Here is a 20,020-nt window from a genome sequence, read left to right on the forward strand (position 1 = left end):
GCTACAATCCCGCCCTTGTCGTTCAGCACTGCTACAGGATCTTCCATGTCGGTTCCCTTCGTTCACCTGCGCGTCCACTCCGAATTCTCGCTGGTCGACGGCCTGGTGCGGATCAAGCCGCTGGCCAAGGCGCTGGCCGGGATGAACATGCCGGCAGTGGCGATCACCGACCAGAGCAACATGTGCTCGCTGGTAAAGTTCTACAAGACTGCCATGGGCGCGGGCATCAAGCCGATCTGCGGCGCCGACCTGTGGCTGGCCGCTGCCGACCCGGAAGCACCGCTGTCGCGTATCTGCTTCCTGGCCATGAACCCCAAGGGGTACCGCAACCTCACCGAGCTGATCTCGCGCGGCTGGACCGAGGGCCAGCGCAACGGCCTGGTGATCCTTCAGCGTGAATGGATCGCCCCGGCCAGCGAGGGCCTGATCGCCCTGTCCGCAGGCAAGGAAGGTGACATCGGCATGGCCTTGCTGGCGGGGCGGCAAGATGAAGCCGAGGCCCTGCTGCAGGACTGGATGGCGATGTTCCCCGAGCGCTTCTATGTCGAGGTGCAGCGCACCAACCGCGCCCGCGACGAGGAATATGTGCACGCCGCCGTGGCCTTGGCCGACAGGTTCGGCGCTCCGCTGGTGGCAACCAACGATGTGCGTTTCATCAAGCAATCGGACTTCGATGCTCACGAAACCCGCGTATGCATCGGTGAGGGCTGGACCCTTGACGACCCGCGCCGCCCAAGGATGTACAGCGACCAGCAGTACCTGAAGTCGGCCGAAGAAATGACCGAACTGTTCAGCGACCTGCCCGACGCCATTGCCAACACCGTCGAGATTGCCAAGCGTTGCAACATCCAGGTGCAGCTGGGCAAATACTTCCTGCCCGACTTCCCCACGCCCAATGGCATGGGCATCGATGACTACCTGCGGCATGTGTCCCACGAAGGCCTGGAAGAGCGCCTGGCAGTGCTGTGGCCGAAAGAGACCACGCCCAACTACGAAGAGAAGCGCCAGGTTTACCTGGACCGCCTGAAGTTCGAACTGGACATCATCATCCAGATGGGCTTCCCCGGTTACTTCCTGATCGTGATGGACTTCATCAAGTGGGCCAAGAACAACGGTGTGCCGGTCGGCCCGGGCCGGGGGTCGGGTGCTGGCTCGCTGGTGGCCTACGTACTGAAGATCACCGACCTCGACCCGCTGGCCTACGACCTGCTGTTCGAGCGCTTCCTCAACCCTGAACGTATTTCCATGCCCGACTTCGACGTCGACTTCTGCATGGATGGCCGTGACCGGGTGATCGACTATGTGGCCGAAGCCTATGGCCGCAACGCGGTCAGCCAGATCATCACCTTCGGTACCATGGCGGCAAAGGCGGTGGTGCGAGACGTGGCGCGGGTACAGGGCAAGTCCTACGGCCTGGCCGACCGCCTGTCGAAGATGATCCCGTTCGAAGTGGGCATGACCCTGGAAAAGGCCTACGAGCAGGAAGAGATCCTGCGCGACTTCCTCAAGGGTGACGAAGACGCCCGCGAAATCTGGGACATGGCCCTGAAGCTCGAGGGCGTGACACGCGGTACCGGCAAGCACGCCGGTGGTGTGGTCATTGCCCCCACCAAGCTCACCGACTTCTCGCCGATCGCCTGTGATGAAGAGGGCGGCGGCCTGGTAACCCAGTTCGACAAGGATGACGTCGAGGCCGCCGGCCTGGTGAAGTTCGACTTCCTCGGCCTGCGGACCCTGACCATCATCAAGTGGGCGATGGAGATCATCAACCGCGAGCAGGCCAAGAAGAACCTGCCCGATGTAAACATCGACTTCATCCCACTGGACGACCGCAAGACCTACGAGCTGTTGCAGAAGGCCGAAACCACGGCGGTGTTCCAGCTTGAATCGCGGGGCATGAAAGAGCTGATCAAGAAGCTCAAGCCCGACTGCCTGGAAGACCTTATCGCACTGGTGGCGCTGTTCCGCCCAGGCCCGCTGCAGTCGGGCATGGTGGACGACTTCATCAACCGCAAGCACGGCCGCGCCGAGCTCGCCTACCCCCATCCGGACTACCAGTACGAAGGCCTGAAGCCGGTGCTGGCACCGACCTACGGCATCATCCTGTACCAGGAACAGGTGATGCAGATCGCCCAGGTGATGGCTGGCTATACCCTCGGCGGCGCCGACATGCTGCGCCGTGCGATGGGTAAGAAGAAGCCCGAGGAAATGGCCAAACAGCGCGGTGGTTTCATTGAAGGTTGTGCCAACAACAATATCGATGCAGACCTGGCTGGTAACATCTTCGACCTGGTGGAAAAGTTCGCCGGTTACGGCTTCAACAAATCCCACTCCGCCGCCTATGGCCTGGTTTCGTACCAGACCGCATGGCTGAAAACCCACCACCCGGCGCCGTTCATGGCTGCGGTGTTGTCGGCGGATATGCACAACACCGACAAGGTGGTGGTGCTGGTCGAGGAAGTGCGCAGCATGAAGCTGCGCCTCGACGCGCCCGACGTGAACTTCTCCGACTTCAAGTTCACCGTCAACAATGACGGGCGCATCGTCTACGGCCTGGGCGCCATCAAGGGCGTCGGCGAGGGCCCGGTGGAGGCGATCGTCGAGGCCCGCGCCCAGGGTGGCCCATTCAAGGACCTGTTCGACTTCTGTGAGCGCATCGACCTCAAACGGGTCAACAAGCGTACCCTCGACGCGCTGATCCGCAGTGGTGCGCTGGACCGCCTGGGCCCGCACTTCCATGACGAGATCAAGGCCTACCACGCCAATATCGATATCAACCGTGCAACCCTGCTCTCGGCGCTGGGCGAGGCCATCAAGGCTGCCGAGCAGGCCGCCCACACAGCTGACAGTGGCCACGTCGACCTGTTCGGCGGCATGTTCGAAGAGGCGGATGCCGACGTCTACGCCAACCACCGCAAGGTGCGCGAACTGACCCTCAAGGAACGCCTGAAGGGCGAAAAGGACACCCTTGGCCTGTACCTCACCGGCCACCCGATCGACGAGTACGAGACCGAGATCCGCCGCTTCGCCCGCCAGCGCATCATCGACCTCAAGCCGTCACGCGATACCCAGACCATCGCCGGCATGATCATTGCCCTGCGGGTGATGAAGAACAAGAAGGGCGACAAGATGGGCTTCGTCACCCTGGATGACCGCTCCGGGCGCATCGAGGCGTCGCTGTTTGCCGATGCCTTCATGGCGGCACAGTCCTTGCTGCAGACCGATGCCATGGTGGTTGTCGAAGGCGAGGTCAGCAACGACGATTTCTCCGGTGGCCTGCGCCTGCGGGTGAAGCAGGTGATGACCATGGAAGATGCGCGCACCAAGCTGGCCGAGAGCCTGCGCCTGAAGGTGGCACACGAAGCGCTCAAGGGCGACCGGCTGAAGTGGCTGGGCGAGTTGATTACCCGCCATCGCGGCGCTTGCCCGATCACCCTCGAATACACCGGCAGCGACGCCAAGGCCATGCTGCAGTTCGGCGAGCAGTGGGCTATCGACCCGGCCGATGGGCTGATTCAGGCGCTGCGTGACCAGTTCGGGCGTGAGAACGTCTTCCTGCAATATCGTTGAACCGACAAAAATTTAATCTCGACCTGAATGCGCCTGATCCCTTAAGGTAGGGCGCCAAACGGATCAACCGGCCGGCCGCCTGGCCGTAGACCCAAGACGGATGACTATGAACCCGAATTTTCTCGATTTCGAACAGCCGATTGCCGACCTGCAAGCCAAGATCGAAGGCCTGCGCCTGGTAGGCAACGACAACTCGCTGAACATCAGCGATGAAATTGCCCGTCTGCAAGACAAGAGCAACACCCTGACCGAAAGCATCTTCGGCAACCTGACCAGCTGGCAGATCGCCCGCCTGGCTCGTCATCCGCGTCGTCCTTACACCCTGGACTACCTGGAGCACATCTTCACCGAGTTCGAAGAGCTGCACGGCGACCGCCACTTCTCCGACGACGCTGCCATCGTCGGTGGTACCGCGCGCCTGGATGGCAAGCCGGTCATGGTCATCGGTCACCAGAAGGGCCGCGAAGTGCGCGAGAAGGTACGCCGCAACTTCGGCATGCCGCGCCCTGAAGGCTACCGCAAGGCCTGCCGCCTGATGGAAATGGCCGAGCGCTTCAAGATGCCGATCCTGACCTTCATCGACACCCCGGGCGCCTACCCGGGCATCGACGCCGAAGAGCGCAACCAGAGCGAGGCCATCGCCTGGAACCTGCGCGTGATGGCGCGCCTGAAAACCCCGATCATCGCCACCGTGATCGGTGAGGGTGGTTCCGGCGGTGCGCTGGCCATCGGTGTGTGCGACCAGTTGAACATGCTGCAGTACTCCACCTACTCGGTGATCTCGCCGGAAGGCTGCGCCTCGATCCTGTGGAAGACTGCCGACAAGGCAGCCGACGCAGCCGAAGCCATGGGCATCACCGCCGAGCGCCTGAAGAGCCTGAACATCGTCGACAAGGTCATCCAGGAGCCGCTGGGCGGCGCCCACCGTGACCCGGCGAAGATGTCGGAAAGCATCCGTGCCGACCTGGTACAGCAGCTGGACATGCTCGGCAAGCTCGACCATGACGCGCTGCTGGCCCGCCGTTACGATCGCCTGATGAGCTACGGTCTCTGAGACACCCTGGGGCCGCTATGCGGCCCTTTCGCGACACAAGGCCGCTCCTACAGGGGATCGCGTAATCCTGTAGGAGCGGCCTTGTGTCGCGAAAGGGGTGCAAAGCCCCCCGGCAATCTCAAGCCATGTGAGGCCCCAATGATCAACCTCACCCCCTGGCTCAACGCCCCAGCCTGGTACATCGCCTTCTCCGGCGGCCTCGATTCCACCGTCCTCCTGCACCTGCTGGCCGACTACGCCCGCAATCACGCATCCCCTCCATTGCGCGCCATCCACGTCCACCACGGCCTGCAACCCGCCGCCGATGCCTGGCCCGCCCACTGCCAAACCGTCTGCGACAATCTCGGCATCGAACTCCAGGTCATCCATGTCCAGGTCACCCCCGGCGCCAGCCTCGAACAGGCCGCCCGCGACGCCCGCTATGCTGCCTTCAGGCAAGCGCTCGGCCCAGGCGACATCCTGTTCACCGGCCAGCACCGCGACGACCAGGCCGAAACCCTGCTGTTCCGCCTGCTGCGCGGCGCAGGCCTGCGTGGCATGGCTGCAATGCCGGGGCAGCGGGCTCTAGGGCAGGGCAGCCTGGTCAGGCCATTGCTGGGCTGTTCCCGCCAGCAACTGCAGGACCACGCCCAGGTCAATGGGCTGGCCTGGATCGAAGATCCCTCAAACGCTGACACACAATTTGCCCGCAATTACCTGCGCAGCGAAGTGTTTCCGCTGCTTCAGCAACGTTGGCCGCAGGCCAGCCAGAACCTGGCCCGCGCCGCCGAGCACCTGGGCGAAGCCCAAGGCCTGCTGGACGAGCTGGCCCAGGATGACCTGGTGCTCGCCGGGGAGGGCGCGCCGCTGGCTTGGCCGGGGCTGGACTCCCTCGACCTGGCTACCTTGGTGGCACTGTCGCCGGCCCGTCAGCGCAATGCCCTGCAGTACTGGCTGAGCCGCCGTACCCGCCTGCCCGACACCCGACACTGGGCCGGCTGGGCGGACCTGCGCGATGCCGCCGCCGATGCCCGGCCCGCCTGGCAGCTTGCCGATGGGCAGTTGCTGCGCAGTCATGGCCGCATCTGGTGGTTGAGTGGTGACTGGCTGCAGTTGCCCGTCGGCGAACTGCCCTGGGCTGATACCGCCAAGCCTTTGCTGTTGCCGGGTAACGGCAGGGTGCGTCTTGTTGGCGCAGCGCCGCTGGACGGCTTGCGCATTGCCTACCGCCAGGGCGGTGAAGTGCTGGATGTCCCCGGCCGCGGCCGACGCGACCTCAAGCGCCTGTTAAACGAACTGCAGGTGCCGCTTTTCCTGCGCCCGCGCCTGCCACTGCTGTACCAGGGCGAACGCTTGCTGGCGGTGGCCAACCTGCCCGGGCTGGTGCAGGCTGATTGCCAGCTGTCCTGGCAGTTGCCGACGAACGCGCAAGGTTTGAGCTGAAGGGTACATTCGGGTAGACTACCCTCCCTTCTTGATACAGCTTCTGTGGGTTCCGCGAAAACACAGGAGTTGCCGATTACCAAGCAGTTTTTTGCTGGGCTGATTCTGGAAATGACGAGCGAGCTCCATGCCGGGGATACCCCTGGTCTGTACAGACGCGGCAGTTTTTCGAGATGCACTGTGATTGACGCAGGTGATCGGGGGCTTCGGCCTTCCTTCGCTTTCTCCGGCGGCGCTGGCCGCCTTAACGCAGACTTCTAGGGTTTTTCATGACGCGCTACATATTCGTCACGGGCGGTGTTGTTTCTTCATTGGGGAAAGGCATTGCCTCGGCTTCCCTGGCGGCCATCCTGGAAGCGCGGGGCCTGAAGGTCACCATGCTCAAGCTGGATCCGTACATCAACGTCGATCCGGGCACCATGAGCCCGTTCCAGCACGGTGAAGTGTTCGTCACCCACGATGGCGCCGAGACCGACCTCGACCTGGGCCACTACGAGCGGTTCATCCGCACCACCATGACCCAGAACAACAACTTCACCACCGGCCGCATCTACGAGCACGTACTGCGCAAGGAACGTCGTGGTGACTACCTGGGCGCGACCATCCAGGTCATCCCGCACATTACCGACGAAATCAAGCGTCGCATCATCAAGGGCGCCGGCGATGCCGACGTGGCCCTGGTGGAAATCGGCGGTACCGTGGGTGACATCGAGTCGCAGCCGTTCCTCGAAGCCATCCGCCAGCTGCGCGTCGAAGTGGGCTCCAAGCGCGCCATGCTGATGCACCTGACCCTGGTCCCGTACATCGCCACCGCTGGCGAGACCAAGACCAAGCCGACCCAGCACTCGGTCAAGGAGCTGCGCTCCATCGGCCTGCAGCCTGACGTGCTGATCTGCCGCTCCGACCACCCGGTCGATGCCTCGTCGCGTCGCAAGATCGCGCTGTTCACCAACGTTGAAGAGCGTGCGGTGATCTCGCTGGAAGACGTCGACACCATCTACAAGATCCCGGGCGTGCTGCACGCACAGGGCCTGGACGATTTCGTCGTCGAGCGTTTCGGCCTGCAGTGCAATGGCGCCGACCTGTCCGAGTGGGACAAGGTGGTCGATGCCAAGCTCAACCCTGAGCACGAAGTGACCATCGCCATGGTCGGCAAGTACATGGAACTGCTGGATGCGTACAAGTCGCTGATCGAAGCGATGAGCCACGCCGGCATCACCAACCGCACCAAGGTCAACCTGCGCTACATCGACTCGGAAGACATCGAGAACCAGGGCACCAGCCTGCTCGAAGGCGCCGATGCCATCCTGGTGCCGGGCGGTTTCGGCCTGCGAGGCGTGGAAGGCAAGATCACCGCGGTGCAATACGCCCGTGAGAACAAGGTGCCGTACCTGGGTATCTGCCTGGGCATGCAGGTGGCCGTGATCGAATTCGCCCGTAACGTGATGGGCTGGAAGGACGCCAACTCCACCGAGTTCGACCGCAACAGCGGCCACCCGGTAGTCGGCCTGATCACCGAGTGGGCCGATGCCACCGGTGCCGTCGAAACCCGCAGCGAAGCCTCCGACCTGGGCGGTACCATGCGTCTGGGCGCACAGGACTGCCAGCTGGCGGCCGGTTCCAAGGTGCACGATTGCTACGGCAAGGACGTGATCACCGAGCGTCACCGCCATCGCTACGAAGTGAACAACAACCTGCTGCCGCAACTGATCGATGCCGGCCTGGTGGTTTCCGGCCGCTCTGAAGACGGCGCGCTGGTGGAAGTGGTGGAGTCCAAGGACCACCCATGGTTCGTCGCCTGCCAGTTCCACCCGGAATTCACCTCGACCCCGCGTGACGGCCACCCGCTGTTCAGCGGCTTCGTCAAGGCAGCCCTGGCTCAGAAGAACAAGGCCTGATCAATGACCCAGAAGATCATTCGCGTCGGTAACATCGAGATAGCCAACGACAAGCCGTTCGTCCTGTTCGGCGGCATGAACGTCCTGGAGTCCCGTGACCTGGCAATGAAGGTCTGCGAAGAGTACGTGCGGGTGACCGAGAAGCTCGGTATCCCGTACGTGTTCAAGGCCAGCTTCGACAAGGCCAACCGTTCGTCGGTGACCTCGTACCGTGGCCCGGGCATGGAAGAGGGGCTGAAGATCTTCGAAGAGATCAAGCGCACCTTCAACGTGCCGGTCATCACCGACGTGCACGAGCCTTACCAGGCCGAGCCTGTAGCCAAGGTGTGCGACATCATCCAGCTGCCGGCCTTCCTGTCGCGGCAGACCGACCTGGTGGTGGCCATGGCCAAGACCGGCGCAGTGATCAACATCAAGAAGGCCCAGTTCCTCGCGCCCCAGGAAATGAAACACATCCTGACCAAGTGCGAAGAGGCCGGTAACGACCAGTTGATTCTCTGCGAGCGTGGTTCGAGCTTCGGCTACAACAACCTGGTGGTGGACATGCTCGGCTTCGGCATCATGAAGAAGTTCGAGTACCCGGTGTTCTTCGACGTGACCCACGCCCTGCAGATGCCGGGTGGTCGCGCCGATTCCGCCGGTGGTCGCCGCGCCCAGGTCACCGACCTGGCCAAGGCCGGCATGAGCCAAGGCCTGGCAGGGCTGTTCCTCGAAGCACACCCCGATCCGGACAACGCCAAGTGCGATGGCCCATGTGCCCTGCGCCTGGACAAACTGGAGCCATTCCTGGCCCAGCTCAAGCAACTGGACGACCTGGTGAAAAGTTTTCCGACGGTAGAAACCGCGTAAAGCTCAATTCTCGGGTAAAGTACCGTCCGATCCACCCCTGACCAGTCGGTCAGGGGTTCCCTTCACCCGGCCTGCCCACTGCAAGTCCGCCCGGTGAACGGCAAGAATTTCCTAAGCTAAGTTGTTTTCGTCAATTCTGGAGTGCTTACAACAATGGCAAAAATCGTCGACATCAAAGGTCGTGAAGTTCTCGATTCGCGTGGCAACCCCACCGTGGAAGCCGATGTACTGCTCGACAACGGCATCATCGGCAGCGCTTGCGCGCCGTCCGGTGCTTCCACTGGCTCGCGCGAAGCGCTGGAGCTGCGTGATGGCGACAAGAGCCGTTACCTGGGCAAGGGCGTGCTGAAGGCCGTCGCCAACATCAACGGCCCGATCCGTGACCTGCTGCTGGGCAAGGACCCTGCCGACCAGAAGGCCCTGGACCGCGCCATGATCGAGCTGGACGGTACCGAGAACAAGGCCAAGCTGGGCGCCAACGCCATCCTGGCCGTTTCCCTGGCTGCCGCCAAGGCCGCTGCCCAGGACCAGGACCTGCCGCTGTACGCGCACATCGCCAACCTGAACGGCACCCCTGGCCAGTACTCGATGCCGGTACCGATGATGAACATCATCAACGGTGGCGAGCACGCCGACAACAACGTCGACATCCAGGAGTTCATGGTACAGCCGGTTGGCGCCAAGACCTTCTCCGACGGCCTGCGCATGGGTACCGAAATCTTCCACCACCTCAAAGCCGTGCTCAAGGCCCGTGGTCTGAACACCGCCGTTGGTGACGAAGGTGGTTTCGCCCCTAACCTGGCTTCCAACGAAGACGCTCTGGGGGCCATCGCCGAAGCCGTTGAGAAAGCCGGCTACAAGCTGGGCACCGACGTGACCCTGGCCCTGGACTGCGCGGCTTCCGAGTTCTACGAAGACGGCAAGTACAACCTGTCCGGCGAAGGCAAGTCGTTCGACGCCGAAGGCTTTGCCGAGTACCTGAAAGGCCTGACCGAGCGCTTCCCGATCATCTCGATCGAAGACGGCCTGGACGAGTCCGACTGGGCTGGCTGGAAGATCCTCACCGACAAGATCGGCACCAAGGTGCAGCTGGTTGGCGACGACCTGTTCGTGACCAACACCAAGATCCTCAAGGAAGGCATCGAGAAGGGCATCGGTAACTCGATCCTGATCAAGTTCAACCAGATCGGCTCGCTGACCGAAACCCTGGAAGCCATCCAGATGGCCAAGGCTGCTGGCTACACCGCGGTGATTTCGCACCGTTCCGGTGAAACCGAAGACTCGACCATTGCCGACCTGGCCGTGGGTACTGCTGCTGGCCAGATCAAGACTGGTTCGCTGTGCCGTTCCGACCGCGTTTCCAAGTACAACCAGCTGCTGCGCATCGAAGAGCAACTGGGTGCCAAAGCGGTTTACCGCGGTCGTGCCGAGTTTCGCGGCTAAGCAAGAGATGGTAAAAAGACAGCAGCCGGAGTTGTAGGAACGTTCGTACTGTTCTTTCCTACATTCCAACGGGTTTCTGTCGACGAAGCCTGGCCTCGGCCAGGCTTCGTGCTATTCGAGGCCCCGAAGTAAAAAGTACCCGGCAGCCTTTTTAACCTGGATAACGTGATGCGCAGTCCCTATTGGTTGTTCCTCGTCCTGCTCCTGCTGCTGGGTGGCCTGCAGTACCGCCTGTGGGTGGGTAATGGCAGCCTGGCGCAAGTGACCGAGCTGAAGCAGCAGATTGCCGAGCAGCATGCCGAAAACGAGCGCTTGCTCGAGCGCAACCGCGTGCTCGATGCCGAAGTGCTGGAGCTGAAAAAAGGCATGGAGACCGTTGAAGAGCGGGCTCGCCACGAATTGGGGATGGTCAAAGAGGGCGAAACCCTCTTCCAGTTGCCACAGAAATGATCGAAACCTTACCGGCCTTCTGGGCTGTGATTCCTGCTGCGGGCGTAGGTGCCCGCATGGCTGCCGACCGCCCTAAGCAGTATCTGGAGCTGGCCGGGCAGACCATTCTCGAGCACAGCCTCGACTGTTTTCTTGGCCACCCGATGCTCAAGGGCGTGGTGGTCAGCATTGCCGAAGATGACCCGTACTGGCCTCGCCTGCGCTGCGCCAGCGACCCGCGCATCCAGCGCGCCGCGGGTGGCCGCGAGCGTGCCGACTCGGTGCTCAATGCATTGCTGATGCTGCATGCTCAAGGGGCGGCGGACAGCGACTGGGTGCTTGTGCATGATGCCGCGCGACCAAACCTGGCGCGCAGCGATCTGGACAAGCTGTTGTCGGAGCTGGCAGGCGACCCGGTGGGTGGCCTGCTGGCGGTGCCGGCGCGCGATACCCTCAAGCGGGCCGATGCCGATGGTCGGGTGGGCGCTACCGTCGACCGCAGCACCATCTGGCAGGCCTATACGCCGCAGATGTTCCGCCTGGGGGCGTTGCATCGGGCACTGGCCGAGTGCCTTGTGTCGGATGTGCTGGTGACCGACGAGTCCTCTGCCATCGAGTGGTCCGGCCAGGCGCCGCGGCTGGTCGAAGGGCGCAGCGACAACATCAAGGTGACCCGGCCGGAAGACTTGGAGTGGTTGCGCCAGCGTTGGGCAGGGCGCCGCTGAATTTCTTGCCCTGTGCCGGCCTCTTCGCGGGTAAACCCGCTCCCACAGGTATCGCACATCCCTTCAGGTTTGCGCTGTACCTGTGGGAGCGGGTTTACCCGCGAAGAGGCCAGACCAGCCAGCACAAGGTTTCAGTTCAAGCGATACTCCGGCAACCCCGCCAACCCTTCTTTCAGGTAATCCACCAGCCGCCGAACCTTCGGCGACAGGTGCCGCTGCTGCGGATACAGCGCCCACACCGCGGTATTCGGTGGCTGGTGCGCCTCAAGCAACGACACCAGCGCACCACTGTTCAAGTGCTCCAGCACGTAGTAATCCGGCAACTGGCACAACCCCATCCCCTGCAGCGCCGCGTCCAGCACCGCCTGCCCGCTGTTGCAACGCCAGTTGCCCTGGACTCGCTGGCTGATCTCGCGGCCGTCCTGCTGCAGCGCCCACAAATCCGAACTGCCTACCAGGCAGTTGTGCCGCGCCAGTTCCGACAGGCTGTGCGGCCGACCATAACGTTCCAGGTAGGCCGGCGAAGCGCACAGGTACATGCGCCGGGGTGCCAGGCGGGTTGCCACCAGTCGTGAGTCGGCCAGCCGGCCCAGGCGGATGGCCAGGTCCATGCCTTCATGCACCAGGTCGAGGGTATGGTTGCTCAGTTCCACATCCACCCGCAGCTGCGGGTAAAGCGCCATGAACCGCGTCACCAGCGGCACGATGAAACGCTCGCCGTAGGCCACCGCGCAGGTCATGCGCAGCAGCCCCTTGGGCTCGCTGGCCAGATCGCCCATGGCGCGTAGAGCTTCCTCGCGGCCATCCTGCAGGCGCTGGCAGTGCTGCAGGAATGTCTGCCCGGCCTCGCTCAGGGTCACCCGCCGGGTGCTGCGGTACAGCAGGCGCGTCTGCAGCCGTTCCTCCAGCCGGGCGATCTGCCGGCTGATGTGCGACGAGGAAACCCCCAGGCGCTCTGCGGCCGCGGTGAACTGGCCCGACTCGGCCACGGCGACGAACTCGTCGATGCCTTCCCAGCGGCTGCTCATTGATTATCCCTGTATGGCAATAATGTTTTGTCTTTGGCCTGATTATTCATCAAAAGTCGGTGAATTACACTGCCAGACTGAATCGACACTCTGTCTGGAGACCTTTGATGATCAAGTCCCGTGCTGCCGTAGCTTTCGAAGCCAAGAAACCCCTGGAAATCGTCGAAGTCGACGTGGCCATGCCCAAGGCCGGTGAAGTGCTGCTGCGGGTGGTCGCCAGCGGTGTCTGCCACACCGACGCCTACACCCTGTCGGGCGCCGACCCGGAGGGCATCTTCCCGTCGATCCTCGGTCACGAAGGTGGCGCGATCGTCGAGGCGGTAGGCGAGGGGGTCACCTCGGTCGCCGTCGGTGACCACGTCATTCCGCTGTACACCCCGGAATGCGGCAAGTGCAAGTTCTGCCTCTCGGGCAAGACCAACCTTTGCCAGGCCATCCGCGCCACCCAGGGCAAGGGCCTGATGCCGGACGGCACCACGCGCTTCTCCTACAAAGGCCAGCAACTGTTCCACTACATGGGTACCTCGACCTTCTCCGAGTACACCGTGCTGCCGGAAATTTCCGTGGCCAAGATCCAGAAAGAAGCGCCGCTGGAAAAGGTCTGCCTGCTGGGTTGCGGCGTCACCACCGGTATCGGCGCGGTGCTCAACACCGCCAAGGTCAAGGCGGGTGACACCGTGGCCATCTTCGGTCTGGGCGGCATCGGCCTGTCGGCAGTGATCGGTGCGGTCAAGGCCAAGGCGTCGCGCATCATTGCCATCGATATCAATCCGGCCAAGTTCGAGATCGCCCGTCAGCTGGGTGCTACCGACTGCATCAACCCGAAAGACTACGACCGCCCGATCCAGGAAGTGATCGTCGACCTCACCGACGGCGGCGTGGACTTCTCGTTCGAGTGCATCGGCAACGTGCAGCTGATGCGTGCTGCGCTGGAATGCTGCCACAAGGGCTGGGGTGAGTCGGTGATCATCGGCGTGGCCGGTGCCGGCCAGGAAATCGCCACCCGTCCGTTCCAGCTGGTCACCGGTCGCGTATGGCGTGGTTCGGCGTTCGGTGGCGTGCGTGGTCGCAGCGAGCTGCCGAGCTACGTGGAAATGTCCGAGAAGGGCGAGATCCCGCTGGATACCTTCATTACCCACACCATGGGCCTGGAAGACATCAACAAGGCCTTCGACCTGATGCATGAAGGCAAGAGCATCCGCAGCGTCATCCACTTCTGAGGTTTGCCATGAGCCTGGATAACATCTCCTGCCAGAAGAGCTTCGGCGGCTGGCACAAGCGTTACCGGCATCACTCCAAGGTGCTGGGTTGCGACATGGTGTTCGCCGTCTACCTGCCGCCGCAGGCCGAACAGGGCGAAAAGCTGCCGGTGCTGTATTGGCTCAGCGGCCTAACCTGCACCGACGAGAACTTCATGCAGAAGGCCGGCGCCCAGCGCCTAGCCGCGGAGTTTGGGTTGATCATCGTCGCCCCCGACACCAGCCCGCGTGGCGAGCAGGTGCCGGGCGACCCGGACGGTGCCTGGGACTTCGGCCTGGGTGCTGGCTTCTACCTCAATGCCACTCAGCAGCCCTGGGCCCAGCACTACCGCATGCACGACTATGTGGTGGAGGAGTTGCCCGCGTTGATCGAGGCGCACTTCCCGGCTTCGGGCGAGCGCAGCATCAGTGGCCACTCCATGGGTGGGCATGGCGCGCTGGTGTGCGCCTTGCGCAACCCGGGGCGCTACCGCTCGGTGTCGGCGTTCTCGCCGATCAGCAACCCGATGGATTGCCCGTGGGGCGAGAAAGCCTTCAGCCGCTACCTGGGTGAAGACCGTGCGCGCTGGCGCGAGTGGGATGCCAGCGTGCTGCTGGCCGAGGCTCCGGCCGGCGAATGCCCGCCGTTGCTGGTGGACCAGGGCGACCGTGACGACTTCCTCGAAAAGCAGCTCAAGCCTGAAGCGCTGGAGCAGGCGGCACGCAAAGGGGGGCATGAACTGACCCTGCGCCTGCAGCCTGGCTATGACCACAGCTACTACTTCATCGCCAGCTTCATCGAGGAGCATCTGCGTCATCATGCGGTGGCCTTGGGGCGGGTGTGAGGCGTAGCTGCGCGATCGCCTGTAGGAGCAGCCTTGTGCTGCGAATGGGCTGCGAAGCAGACCCTGGGTCTAACGCTATCGCCGATATTGCCGGGGCCGCTTTGCGGCCCATTCGCAGCACTAGGCTGCTCCTACAACGACGGCCCCAATACCGGTTAAAGCAGGTAGAATCACGCCCTGACTCATTCAGGGCGTTTTTCTATGCGTATTGGCCACGGCTACGATGTGCACCGTTTCTGCGACGGTGATTTCATTACCCTGGGCGGGGTGCGTATCCCCCACAAATACGGCCTCCTGGCCCACTCCGATGGCGACGTGCTGCTGCACGCCCTGAGCGATGCCTTGCTTGGCGCGGCGGCGCTGGGTGACATCGGCAAACATTTCCCCGACACCGATCCGCAGTTCAAGGGCGCCGACAGCCGGGTGCTGCTGCGTCATGTGGTCGGCATCGTCCAGGCCAAGGGCTGGAAGGTCGGCAACATCGACGCCACCATCGTCGCCCAGGCGCCGAAGATGGCCCCGCACATCGAGACCATGCGCAAGCTGATCGCCGAAGACCTGCAGGTCGAACTCGACCAGGTCAACGTCAAGGCTACCACCACCGAGAAGCTCGGCTTCACCGGCCGCGAGGAGGGCATCGCCGTGCATTCGGTAGCCCTGCTGCTGCCAGCATGACCGAACTGGAACTGTTGGGCCCGCGTGCGTCGGGCGAACCACTGGGTACCGCCGTTCTCAAGGCAGTGGCCGAAGATTTCCAGGTCGACGAAGTGCTGGACATCCCGCTGTCGGGACAGGGCGAGCACTTGTGGCTGTGGGTCGAAAAGCGTGACCTGAACACCGAGGAGGCGGCCCGCCGGCTGGCCCGTGCCGCTGGGGTGCCGGTGCGCACGATCAGCTACGCCGGCCTCAAGGACCGCCAGGCCCTGACCCGCCAGTGGTTCAGCCTGCACCTGCCCGGCAAGGCCGACCCGGACCTGTCGCGTGCCGAGGATGCCAGCCTGCGTGTGCTCAAGCAGGTGCGCCACCAGCGCAAGCTGCAGCGCGGTGCGCATTCGGCCAACGGCTTCACGCTGCGCCTGACTGCCCTGGCTGCCGATCACCAAGCGGTGGATGCGCGCCTGGAACAGCTCAAGCATTACGGTGTGCCGAATTATTTCGGCACCCAGCGCTTCGGCCACGGTGGCGGCAACGTTCACGACGCTCTTGATTGGGCCGCACGCAATGCCCTGCCCGAACAGCGCAACGTGCGTTCGCGGTTGCTCTCGGCCGGGCGCAGCTACCTGTTCAACCAGGTGCTGGCAGCCCGTGTTGCCGACGGCAGCTGGGCGCGTGCGCAGGTGGGCGACCTGTTGGCGTTCACCACGAGTCGTAGCTTCTTTCCTGCTGGGGAGTCGGAATGTTCCGATCCTCGGCTGGCGATTCTTGACCTGCATCCGACCGGCCCGCTGTGGGGGGCAGGCGATTCGCCGGCTACGGGGAGTACTGCGCAACAAGAGGATGCGATCGCCGCACGGCAGCCGGCACTTTGCCAGTGGCTGGCCCTGGCGGGCATGGATCACGAACGACGCATTCTGCGGCTCCCTATTGGCGGTCTTACGTGGCATTATCCCGAGCCTGATATCCTGCAACTGGAATTCGTCCTTCCGGCCGGATGTTTCGCCACCGTGGTGGTGCGCGAAATCGTGGATCTGGTGTCGGCGGGGCAGACGGACAGCTCATGCGTATTCTGATTTCGAACGACGACGGTGTTACCGCACCCGGCATCGCCGCGCTGCATGCTGCGCTGGTGGATTACGCCGAGTGCGTGGTTATTGCCCCGGATCAAGACAAGAGCGGCGCCAGCAGTTCGCTGACGCTGGACCGGCCACTGCACCCGCAGACCTTGGCCAATGGCTTCATCAGCCTCAACGGCACGCCGACCGACTGCGTGCATCTGGGGCTCAATGGGCTGTTGCCACAGGCGCCGGACATGGTTGTGTCGGGGATCAACCTCGGTGCCAACCTGGGTGACGACGTGCTCTATTCGGGCACGGTCGCGGCCGCGTTGGAAGGCCGTTTCCTCGGCGGTACCTCGCTGGCGTTTTCGCTGTTGTCGCGCCAGCCGGACAACCTGCCCACCGCGGCCCACATCGCCCGCCGCCTGGTCGAGGCTCAGTCGCGCCTGGCCTTGCCGCCGCGTACCGTGCTCAACGTCAATATCCCCAACCTGCCGCTGGAGCACATTCGTGGTATCCAGCTCACCCGCCTCGGTCACCGGGCGCGGGCGGCGGCGCCGACCAAGGTGGTCAACCCGCGCGGCAAGGAAGGCTACTGGATCGCTGTCGCCGGGGATGCCGAGGACGGTGGCCCGGGGACCGACTTCCATGCGGTGATGCAAGGCTATGTATCGATCACTCCGCTGCAGCTCGACCGCACCTTCAGTGATGCCTTCGAGCAGCTCGACGGTTGGCTGGAGGGCCTGCTCTGATGCGCGAGGACGATATGCTGCGGCGTGGCATCGGCATGACCTCCCAGCGCACCCGGGAGCGGCTGATCCAGCGCCTGTGCGAGGAGGGCGTTTCGAACACCAAGGTGCTCGACGTCATCCGTCGTACCCCGCGCCACCTGTTCGTCGACGAGGCGCTGGCGCATCGCGCCTACGAAGACACCGCGCTGCCGATCGGCCACAACCAGACGATCTCGCAGCCGTTCATGGTTGCCCACATGAGTGAACTGCTGCTCGAGGCCGGGCCGCTGGACAAGGTGCTGGAGATCGGCACCGGCTCGGGCTACCAGACGGCAATCCTGGCCCAGTTGGTCGAGCGGGTGTTCTCGGTGGAACGCATCAAGGTGCTGCAGGACCGGGCCAAGGAGCGCCTGGTGGAACTGAACCTGCGCAACGTGGTGTTCCGCTGGGGGGATGGTTGCGAAGGCTGGCCGGCGCTGGCGCCGTACAACGGCATCATCGTCACCGCCGTGGCGCCGGAAGTGCCGCAGGCATTGCTCGACCAGCTGGCGCCCGGTGGCCGTATGGTGATCCCGGTGGGGCCAGCCGGCGAAACCCAGCAGCTGATGCTGATCGTGCGCGAGGAGCATGGATTCTCCCGCCGCGTGCTGGGGGCCGTGCGCTTCGTACCGCTGCTCAACGGCCCGCTGGCCTGAACACTGCTGGTTCGAGTCGCGCGATATTTTTGCGCCAGCACCGAATTCTTGCTGCAACGCCCTGTCTATCTGGCGGGGTGAAGCGCTAGCGCACAGCGTGTTGCAAGGCTTTGCAGCAGTCTTTCACCAACCCTGCCAATGCGGGCGGGCTTGGTTATAATTGCAATAATATTGCATTTCTTGTCTTCATATCGTTTTCGGCACCATGAGGGGAGCGCGGGTGGGTCACACAGTCATTCGGCAGCGCAAGGACGGGTCGGGTTTCACGCTTCTGGTGATTGCACTGGCCATGGGCGCGCTACTGGTGGGTTGCTCGAGCACCAGCAGCAACAGCGCGCGGGTGGTCGACCGCAACAACACCGTGCCCAAGCGCCCGGCAGTAACCACCGGGCAGTACATCGTCAAACCTGGCGATACGCTGTTCTCCATCGCCTTCCGTTATGGCTGGGACTACAAGGAGCTGGCTGCGCGCAACGGTATCGCGGCGCCTTACACCATTCGCCCGGGGCAAGCGATTCGTTTCAGCAGCGGCTCTACCGGCAGCACCACGGTGGTGTCCAGCCCGTCGTCGTCGAGCAAGACCACGGTCATCCGGCGGCCTGTGGGAAGCACCAGCACACCTACTGGCAACACCAGCAAACCGGCCACGCCGGCAGCCTCCAGCAGCGACCCGGTGGTCGCCACGGTGCCTGCCGCGGAGCGCGCGGTAGGTGGCTGGACCTGGCCTGCCAACGGCGTGCTGATTGGAAAATTCGCTTCAAACGGTAGTTTGAATAAAGGCATTGATATCGCCGGTGATTTGGGACAGCCTGTTTTTGCTGCGTCTGATGGTGCAGTGGTGTACGCCGGGAGTGGCTTGAGGGGCTACGGCGAACTGATCATCATCAAGCACAGCGATACCTACGTCAGTGCCTACGGCCATAACCGCAGGCTGTTGGTTCGGGAGGGGCAGCAGGTCAAGGCAGGGCAGTCGATTGCTGAAATGGGGTCCACGGGCACAGATCGGGTGAAGCTGCATTTCGAGATTCGCCGCCAGGGCAAACCCGTCGATCCGCTCCAGTTCCTGCCACGTCGTTGACCGTTGTACCCGGCCTGTTCCTGTGATGTAGAGGGGACAGGCTCCAGCGCTGCCAGGGAGATAGGTGCCGCTCGAGTCTGAGTTCGAACTCAGCAAAGGACTATAACAATGGCTCTCAGTAAAGAAGTGCCGGAGTTTGACATCGACGATGACCTGCTTCTGATGGAGACGGGAATCGTTTTGGAAACGGATGTGGTGTCAGACGAACCTGCTGTATCTTCGGTTCGGACGAGGGCCAAGTCGGGCTCTTCGCTCAAGCAACACAAGTACATCGATTACAGCCGGGCGCTCGATGCCACCCAGTTGTATCTCAACGAGATAGGATTCTCGCCTCTGCTTTCGCCGGAAGAGGAAGTGCACTTTGCGCGTCTGTCGCAAAAGGGCGACCCTGCCGGCCGCAAGCGCATGATCGAAAGCAACCTGCGCCTGGTTGTAAAAATTGCCCGTCGTTACGTGAACCGCGGCCTGTCGCTGCTCGACCTGATCGAGGAGGGCAACCTTGGGCTGATCCGTGCGGTCGAGAAGTTCGACCCGGAGCGTGGTTTCCGGTTCTCGACCTATGCGACCTGGTGGATTCGCCAGACCATCGAGCGGGCGATCATGAATCAGACCCGCACCATTCGCCTGCCGATCCACGTGGTCAAGGAACTGAACGTCTACCTGCGCGCTGCGCGCGAGCTGACCCAGAAACTGGACCACGAACCCTCGCCAGAAGAAATCGCCACGCTGCTGGAGAAACCGGTCGCCGAGGTCAAGCGCATGCTCGGCCTGAACGAGCGGGTGTCTTCGGTGGATGTGTCGCTCGGCCCGGACTCGGACAAGACCCTGCTCGATACCCTGACCGACGACCGCCCGACCGACCCATGCGAACTGCTGCAGGATGATGACCTGTCGCAGAGCATCGACCAGTGGCTGGGCGAGTTGACCGACAAGCAGCGTGAAGTGGTGGTGCGCCGCTTTGGCTTGCGCGGGCATGAAAGCAGCACCCTGGAAGATGTCGGACTGGAGATTGGCCTGACCCGCGAACGGGTGCGGCAGATCCAGGTCGAGGGGCTCAAGCGTTTGCGTGAGATTCTCGAGAAGAACGGCCTGTCCAGTGAGTCGTTGTTCCAGTAGCGGAAGCCTGTAACACAAAACGCCCCGATGATTTCGGGGCGTTTTTGTTTGTGGCGATCAGAGGTGTCCCATTCAAAATTGCGGGGGCGCTTTGCGCCCCTTTCGCGACACAAGGCCGCTCCCACAGGTATTTCATCGCCTTTGAATGTACCACTATCCTGTGGGAGCGGCCTTGTGTCGCGAA

17 protein-coding genes are annotated in these 20,020 nt (G+C 63.0%); 16 read left to right on the forward strand and 1 reads right to left on the reverse strand.

Translation table 11 applies throughout. From position 1 onward, the window contains the following. Positions 1-45: 45 nt before the first annotated feature. The 8 genes from dnaE (at position 46) to ispD (ending at position 11,390) form a co-directional block, all read left to right on the forward strand. Positions 46-3,570 carry a DNA polymerase III subunit alpha gene (gene dnaE, locus GYA95_RS02135; protein ID WP_013971262.1) on the forward strand — a complete coding sequence of 1,175 codons (3,525 nt, stop codon included), beginning with the start codon at positions 46-48 and terminating at the stop codon, positions 3,568-3,570. A 106-nt stretch (positions 3,571-3,676) separates the two neighbouring features. Continuing rightward, positions 3,677-4,624, forward strand: a complete 948-nt coding sequence (gene accA, locus GYA95_RS02140; protein ID WP_015269200.1) for an acetyl-CoA carboxylase carboxyl transferase subunit alpha — start codon at positions 3,677-3,679, stop codon at positions 4,622-4,624. 138 nt (positions 4,625-4,762) lie between these two features. Then, positions 4,763-6,046 carry a tRNA lysidine(34) synthetase TilS gene (gene tilS, locus GYA95_RS02145; protein WP_015269201.1) on the forward strand — a complete coding sequence of 428 codons (1,284 nt, stop codon included), beginning with the start codon at positions 4,763-4,765 and terminating at the stop codon, positions 6,044-6,046. Between the two features lie 269 nt (positions 6,047-6,315). Continuing rightward, the gene (locus GYA95_RS02150) at positions 6,316-7,944 is read left to right on the forward strand and encodes a CTP synthase (protein WP_004375437.1); all 1,629 of its coding nucleotides are present in this window, start codon (positions 6,316-6,318) and stop codon (positions 7,942-7,944) included. 3 nt (positions 7,945-7,947) lie between these two features. Then, entirely contained in the window at positions 7,948-8,793 is an 846-nt protein-coding gene (gene kdsA / locus GYA95_RS02155) for a 3-deoxy-8-phosphooctulonate synthase (RefSeq protein WP_015269202.1), read from the forward strand. 153 nt (positions 8,794-8,946) lie between these two features. Next, entirely contained in the window at positions 8,947-10,236 is a 1,290-nt protein-coding gene (gene eno / locus GYA95_RS02160) for a phosphopyruvate hydratase (RefSeq protein ID WP_015269203.1), read from the forward strand. 168 nt (positions 10,237-10,404) lie between these two features. Then, complete coding sequence (gene ftsB / locus GYA95_RS02165) at positions 10,405-10,686, forward strand: cell division protein FtsB (protein ID WP_004375443.1); 282 nt, start codon at positions 10,405-10,407, stop codon at positions 10,684-10,686. Then, positions 10,683-11,390: a 2-C-methyl-D-erythritol 4-phosphate cytidylyltransferase gene (ispD, locus tag GYA95_RS02170; protein ID WP_015269204.1), complete on the forward strand. Its 708-nt coding sequence runs from the start codon at positions 10,683-10,685 to the stop codon at positions 11,388-11,390. The genes ftsB and ispD overlap by 4 nt, the downstream gene beginning before the upstream one ends. 131 nt (positions 11,391-11,521) lie before the next feature. Here ispD and GYA95_RS02175 read toward each other — a convergent pair whose 3' ends face one another. Next, positions 11,522-12,418: a LysR substrate-binding domain-containing protein gene (locus GYA95_RS02175; RefSeq protein WP_015269205.1), complete on the reverse strand. Its 897-nt coding sequence runs from the start codon at positions 12,416-12,418 to the stop codon at positions 11,522-11,524. Between the two features lie 107 nt (positions 12,419-12,525). On the opposite strand from GYA95_RS02175, the gene GYA95_RS02180 reads away from it, so the two are divergent. The 8 genes from GYA95_RS02180 to rpoS all read left to right on the forward strand — a co-directional run bounded on the left by GYA95_RS02180 (position 12,526) and on the right by rpoS (position 19,836). Further along, the gene (locus GYA95_RS02180) at positions 12,526-13,638 is read left to right on the forward strand and encodes an S-(hydroxymethyl)glutathione dehydrogenase/class III alcohol dehydrogenase (protein ID WP_013971270.1); all 1,113 of its coding nucleotides are present in this window, start codon (positions 12,526-12,528) and stop codon (positions 13,636-13,638) included. A gap of 8 nt (positions 13,639-13,646) precedes the next feature. After that, positions 13,647-14,501 (forward strand): S-formylglutathione hydrolase, encoded by an 855-nt coding sequence (gene fghA, locus GYA95_RS02185; protein WP_015269206.1) that lies wholly within the window; start codon positions 13,647-13,649, stop codon positions 14,499-14,501. Positions 14,502-14,702: 201 nt separating this feature from the next. After that, the gene (ispF, locus tag GYA95_RS02190; RefSeq protein ID WP_015269207.1) at positions 14,703-15,176 is read left to right on the forward strand and encodes a 2-C-methyl-D-erythritol 2,4-cyclodiphosphate synthase; all 474 of its coding nucleotides are present in this window, start codon (positions 14,703-14,705) and stop codon (positions 15,174-15,176) included. After that, positions 15,173-16,231: a tRNA pseudouridine(13) synthase TruD gene (gene truD, locus GYA95_RS02195; protein WP_015269208.1), complete on the forward strand. Its 1,059-nt coding sequence runs from the start codon at positions 15,173-15,175 to the stop codon at positions 16,229-16,231. Before ispF ends, truD begins: the two co-directional genes overlap by 4 nt. Further along, complete coding sequence (gene surE, locus GYA95_RS02200; RefSeq protein WP_013971274.1) at positions 16,219-16,968, forward strand: 5'/3'-nucleotidase SurE; 750 nt, start codon at positions 16,219-16,221, stop codon at positions 16,966-16,968. Before truD ends, surE begins: the two co-directional genes overlap by 13 nt. Before the next feature lie 35 nt (positions 16,969-17,003). Continuing rightward, positions 17,004-17,642 carry a protein-L-isoaspartate(D-aspartate) O-methyltransferase gene (locus tag GYA95_RS02205; protein WP_015269209.1) on the forward strand — a complete coding sequence of 213 codons (639 nt, stop codon included), beginning with the start codon at positions 17,004-17,006 and terminating at the stop codon, positions 17,640-17,642. Between the two features lie 220 nt (positions 17,643-17,862). Further along, positions 17,863-18,720, forward strand: coding sequence for a peptidoglycan DD-metalloendopeptidase family protein (locus tag GYA95_RS02210; RefSeq protein WP_015269210.1), 858 nt, complete (start codon positions 17,863-17,865; stop codon positions 18,718-18,720). Positions 18,721-18,828: 108 nt separating this feature from the next. Beyond that, positions 18,829-19,836 (forward strand): RNA polymerase sigma factor RpoS, encoded by a 1,008-nt coding sequence (rpoS, locus tag GYA95_RS02215; RefSeq protein WP_013971277.1) that lies wholly within the window; start codon positions 18,829-18,831, stop codon positions 19,834-19,836. Positions 19,837-20,020 lie beyond the last annotated feature (184 nt).

The organism is Pseudomonas asiatica, from assembly GCF_009932335.1.
Taxonomy (GTDB): domain Bacteria; phylum Pseudomonadota; class Gammaproteobacteria; order Pseudomonadales; family Pseudomonadaceae; genus Aquipseudomonas; species Aquipseudomonas asiatica.

What these genes read in the sequence shown, in the direction of transcription:
- eno (WP_015269203.1), top strand. Translation starts at nt 8,947, where the DNA reads ATGGCAAAAATCGTCGACATCAAAGGTCGTGAAGTTCTCGATTCGCGT.
- dnaE (WP_013971262.1), top strand. Translation starts at nt 46, where the DNA reads ATGTCGGTTCCCTTCGTTCACCTGCGCGTCCACTCCGAATTCTCGCTG.
- kdsA (WP_015269202.1), top strand. Translation starts at nt 7,948, where the DNA reads ATGACCCAGAAGATCATTCGCGTCGGTAACATCGAGATAGCCAACGAC.
- ispF (WP_015269207.1), top strand. Translation starts at nt 14,703, where the DNA reads ATGCGTATTGGCCACGGCTACGATGTGCACCGTTTCTGCGACGGTGAT.
- fghA (WP_015269206.1), top strand. Translation starts at nt 13,647, where the DNA reads ATGAGCCTGGATAACATCTCCTGCCAGAAGAGCTTCGGCGGCTGGCAC.
- GYA95_RS02180 (WP_013971270.1), top strand. Translation starts at nt 12,526, where the DNA reads ATGATCAAGTCCCGTGCTGCCGTAGCTTTCGAAGCCAAGAAACCCCTG.
- truD (WP_015269208.1), top strand. Translation starts at nt 15,173, where the DNA reads ATGACCGAACTGGAACTGTTGGGCCCGCGTGCGTCGGGCGAACCACTG.
- ftsB (WP_004375443.1), top strand. Translation starts at nt 10,405, where the DNA reads ATGCGCAGTCCCTATTGGTTGTTCCTCGTCCTGCTCCTGCTGCTGGGT.
- ispD (WP_015269204.1), top strand. Translation starts at nt 10,683, where the DNA reads ATGATCGAAACCTTACCGGCCTTCTGGGCTGTGATTCCTGCTGCGGGC.
- tilS (WP_015269201.1), top strand. Translation starts at nt 4,763, where the DNA reads ATGATCAACCTCACCCCCTGGCTCAACGCCCCAGCCTGGTACATCGCC.
- GYA95_RS02175 (WP_015269205.1), bottom strand. Translation starts at nt 12,418, where the DNA reads ATGAGCAGCCGCTGGGAAGGCATCGACGAGTTCGTCGCCGTGGCCGAG.
- rpoS (WP_013971277.1), top strand. Translation starts at nt 18,829, where the DNA reads ATGGCTCTCAGTAAAGAAGTGCCGGAGTTTGACATCGACGATGACCTG.
- accA (WP_015269200.1), top strand. Translation starts at nt 3,677, where the DNA reads ATGAACCCGAATTTTCTCGATTTCGAACAGCCGATTGCCGACCTGCAA.
- GYA95_RS02150 (WP_004375437.1), top strand. Translation starts at nt 6,316, where the DNA reads ATGACGCGCTACATATTCGTCACGGGCGGTGTTGTTTCTTCATTGGGG.
- GYA95_RS02205 (WP_015269209.1), top strand. Translation starts at nt 17,004, where the DNA reads ATGACCTCCCAGCGCACCCGGGAGCGGCTGATCCAGCGCCTGTGCGAG.
- surE (WP_013971274.1), top strand. Translation starts at nt 16,219, where the DNA reads ATGCGTATTCTGATTTCGAACGACGACGGTGTTACCGCACCCGGCATC.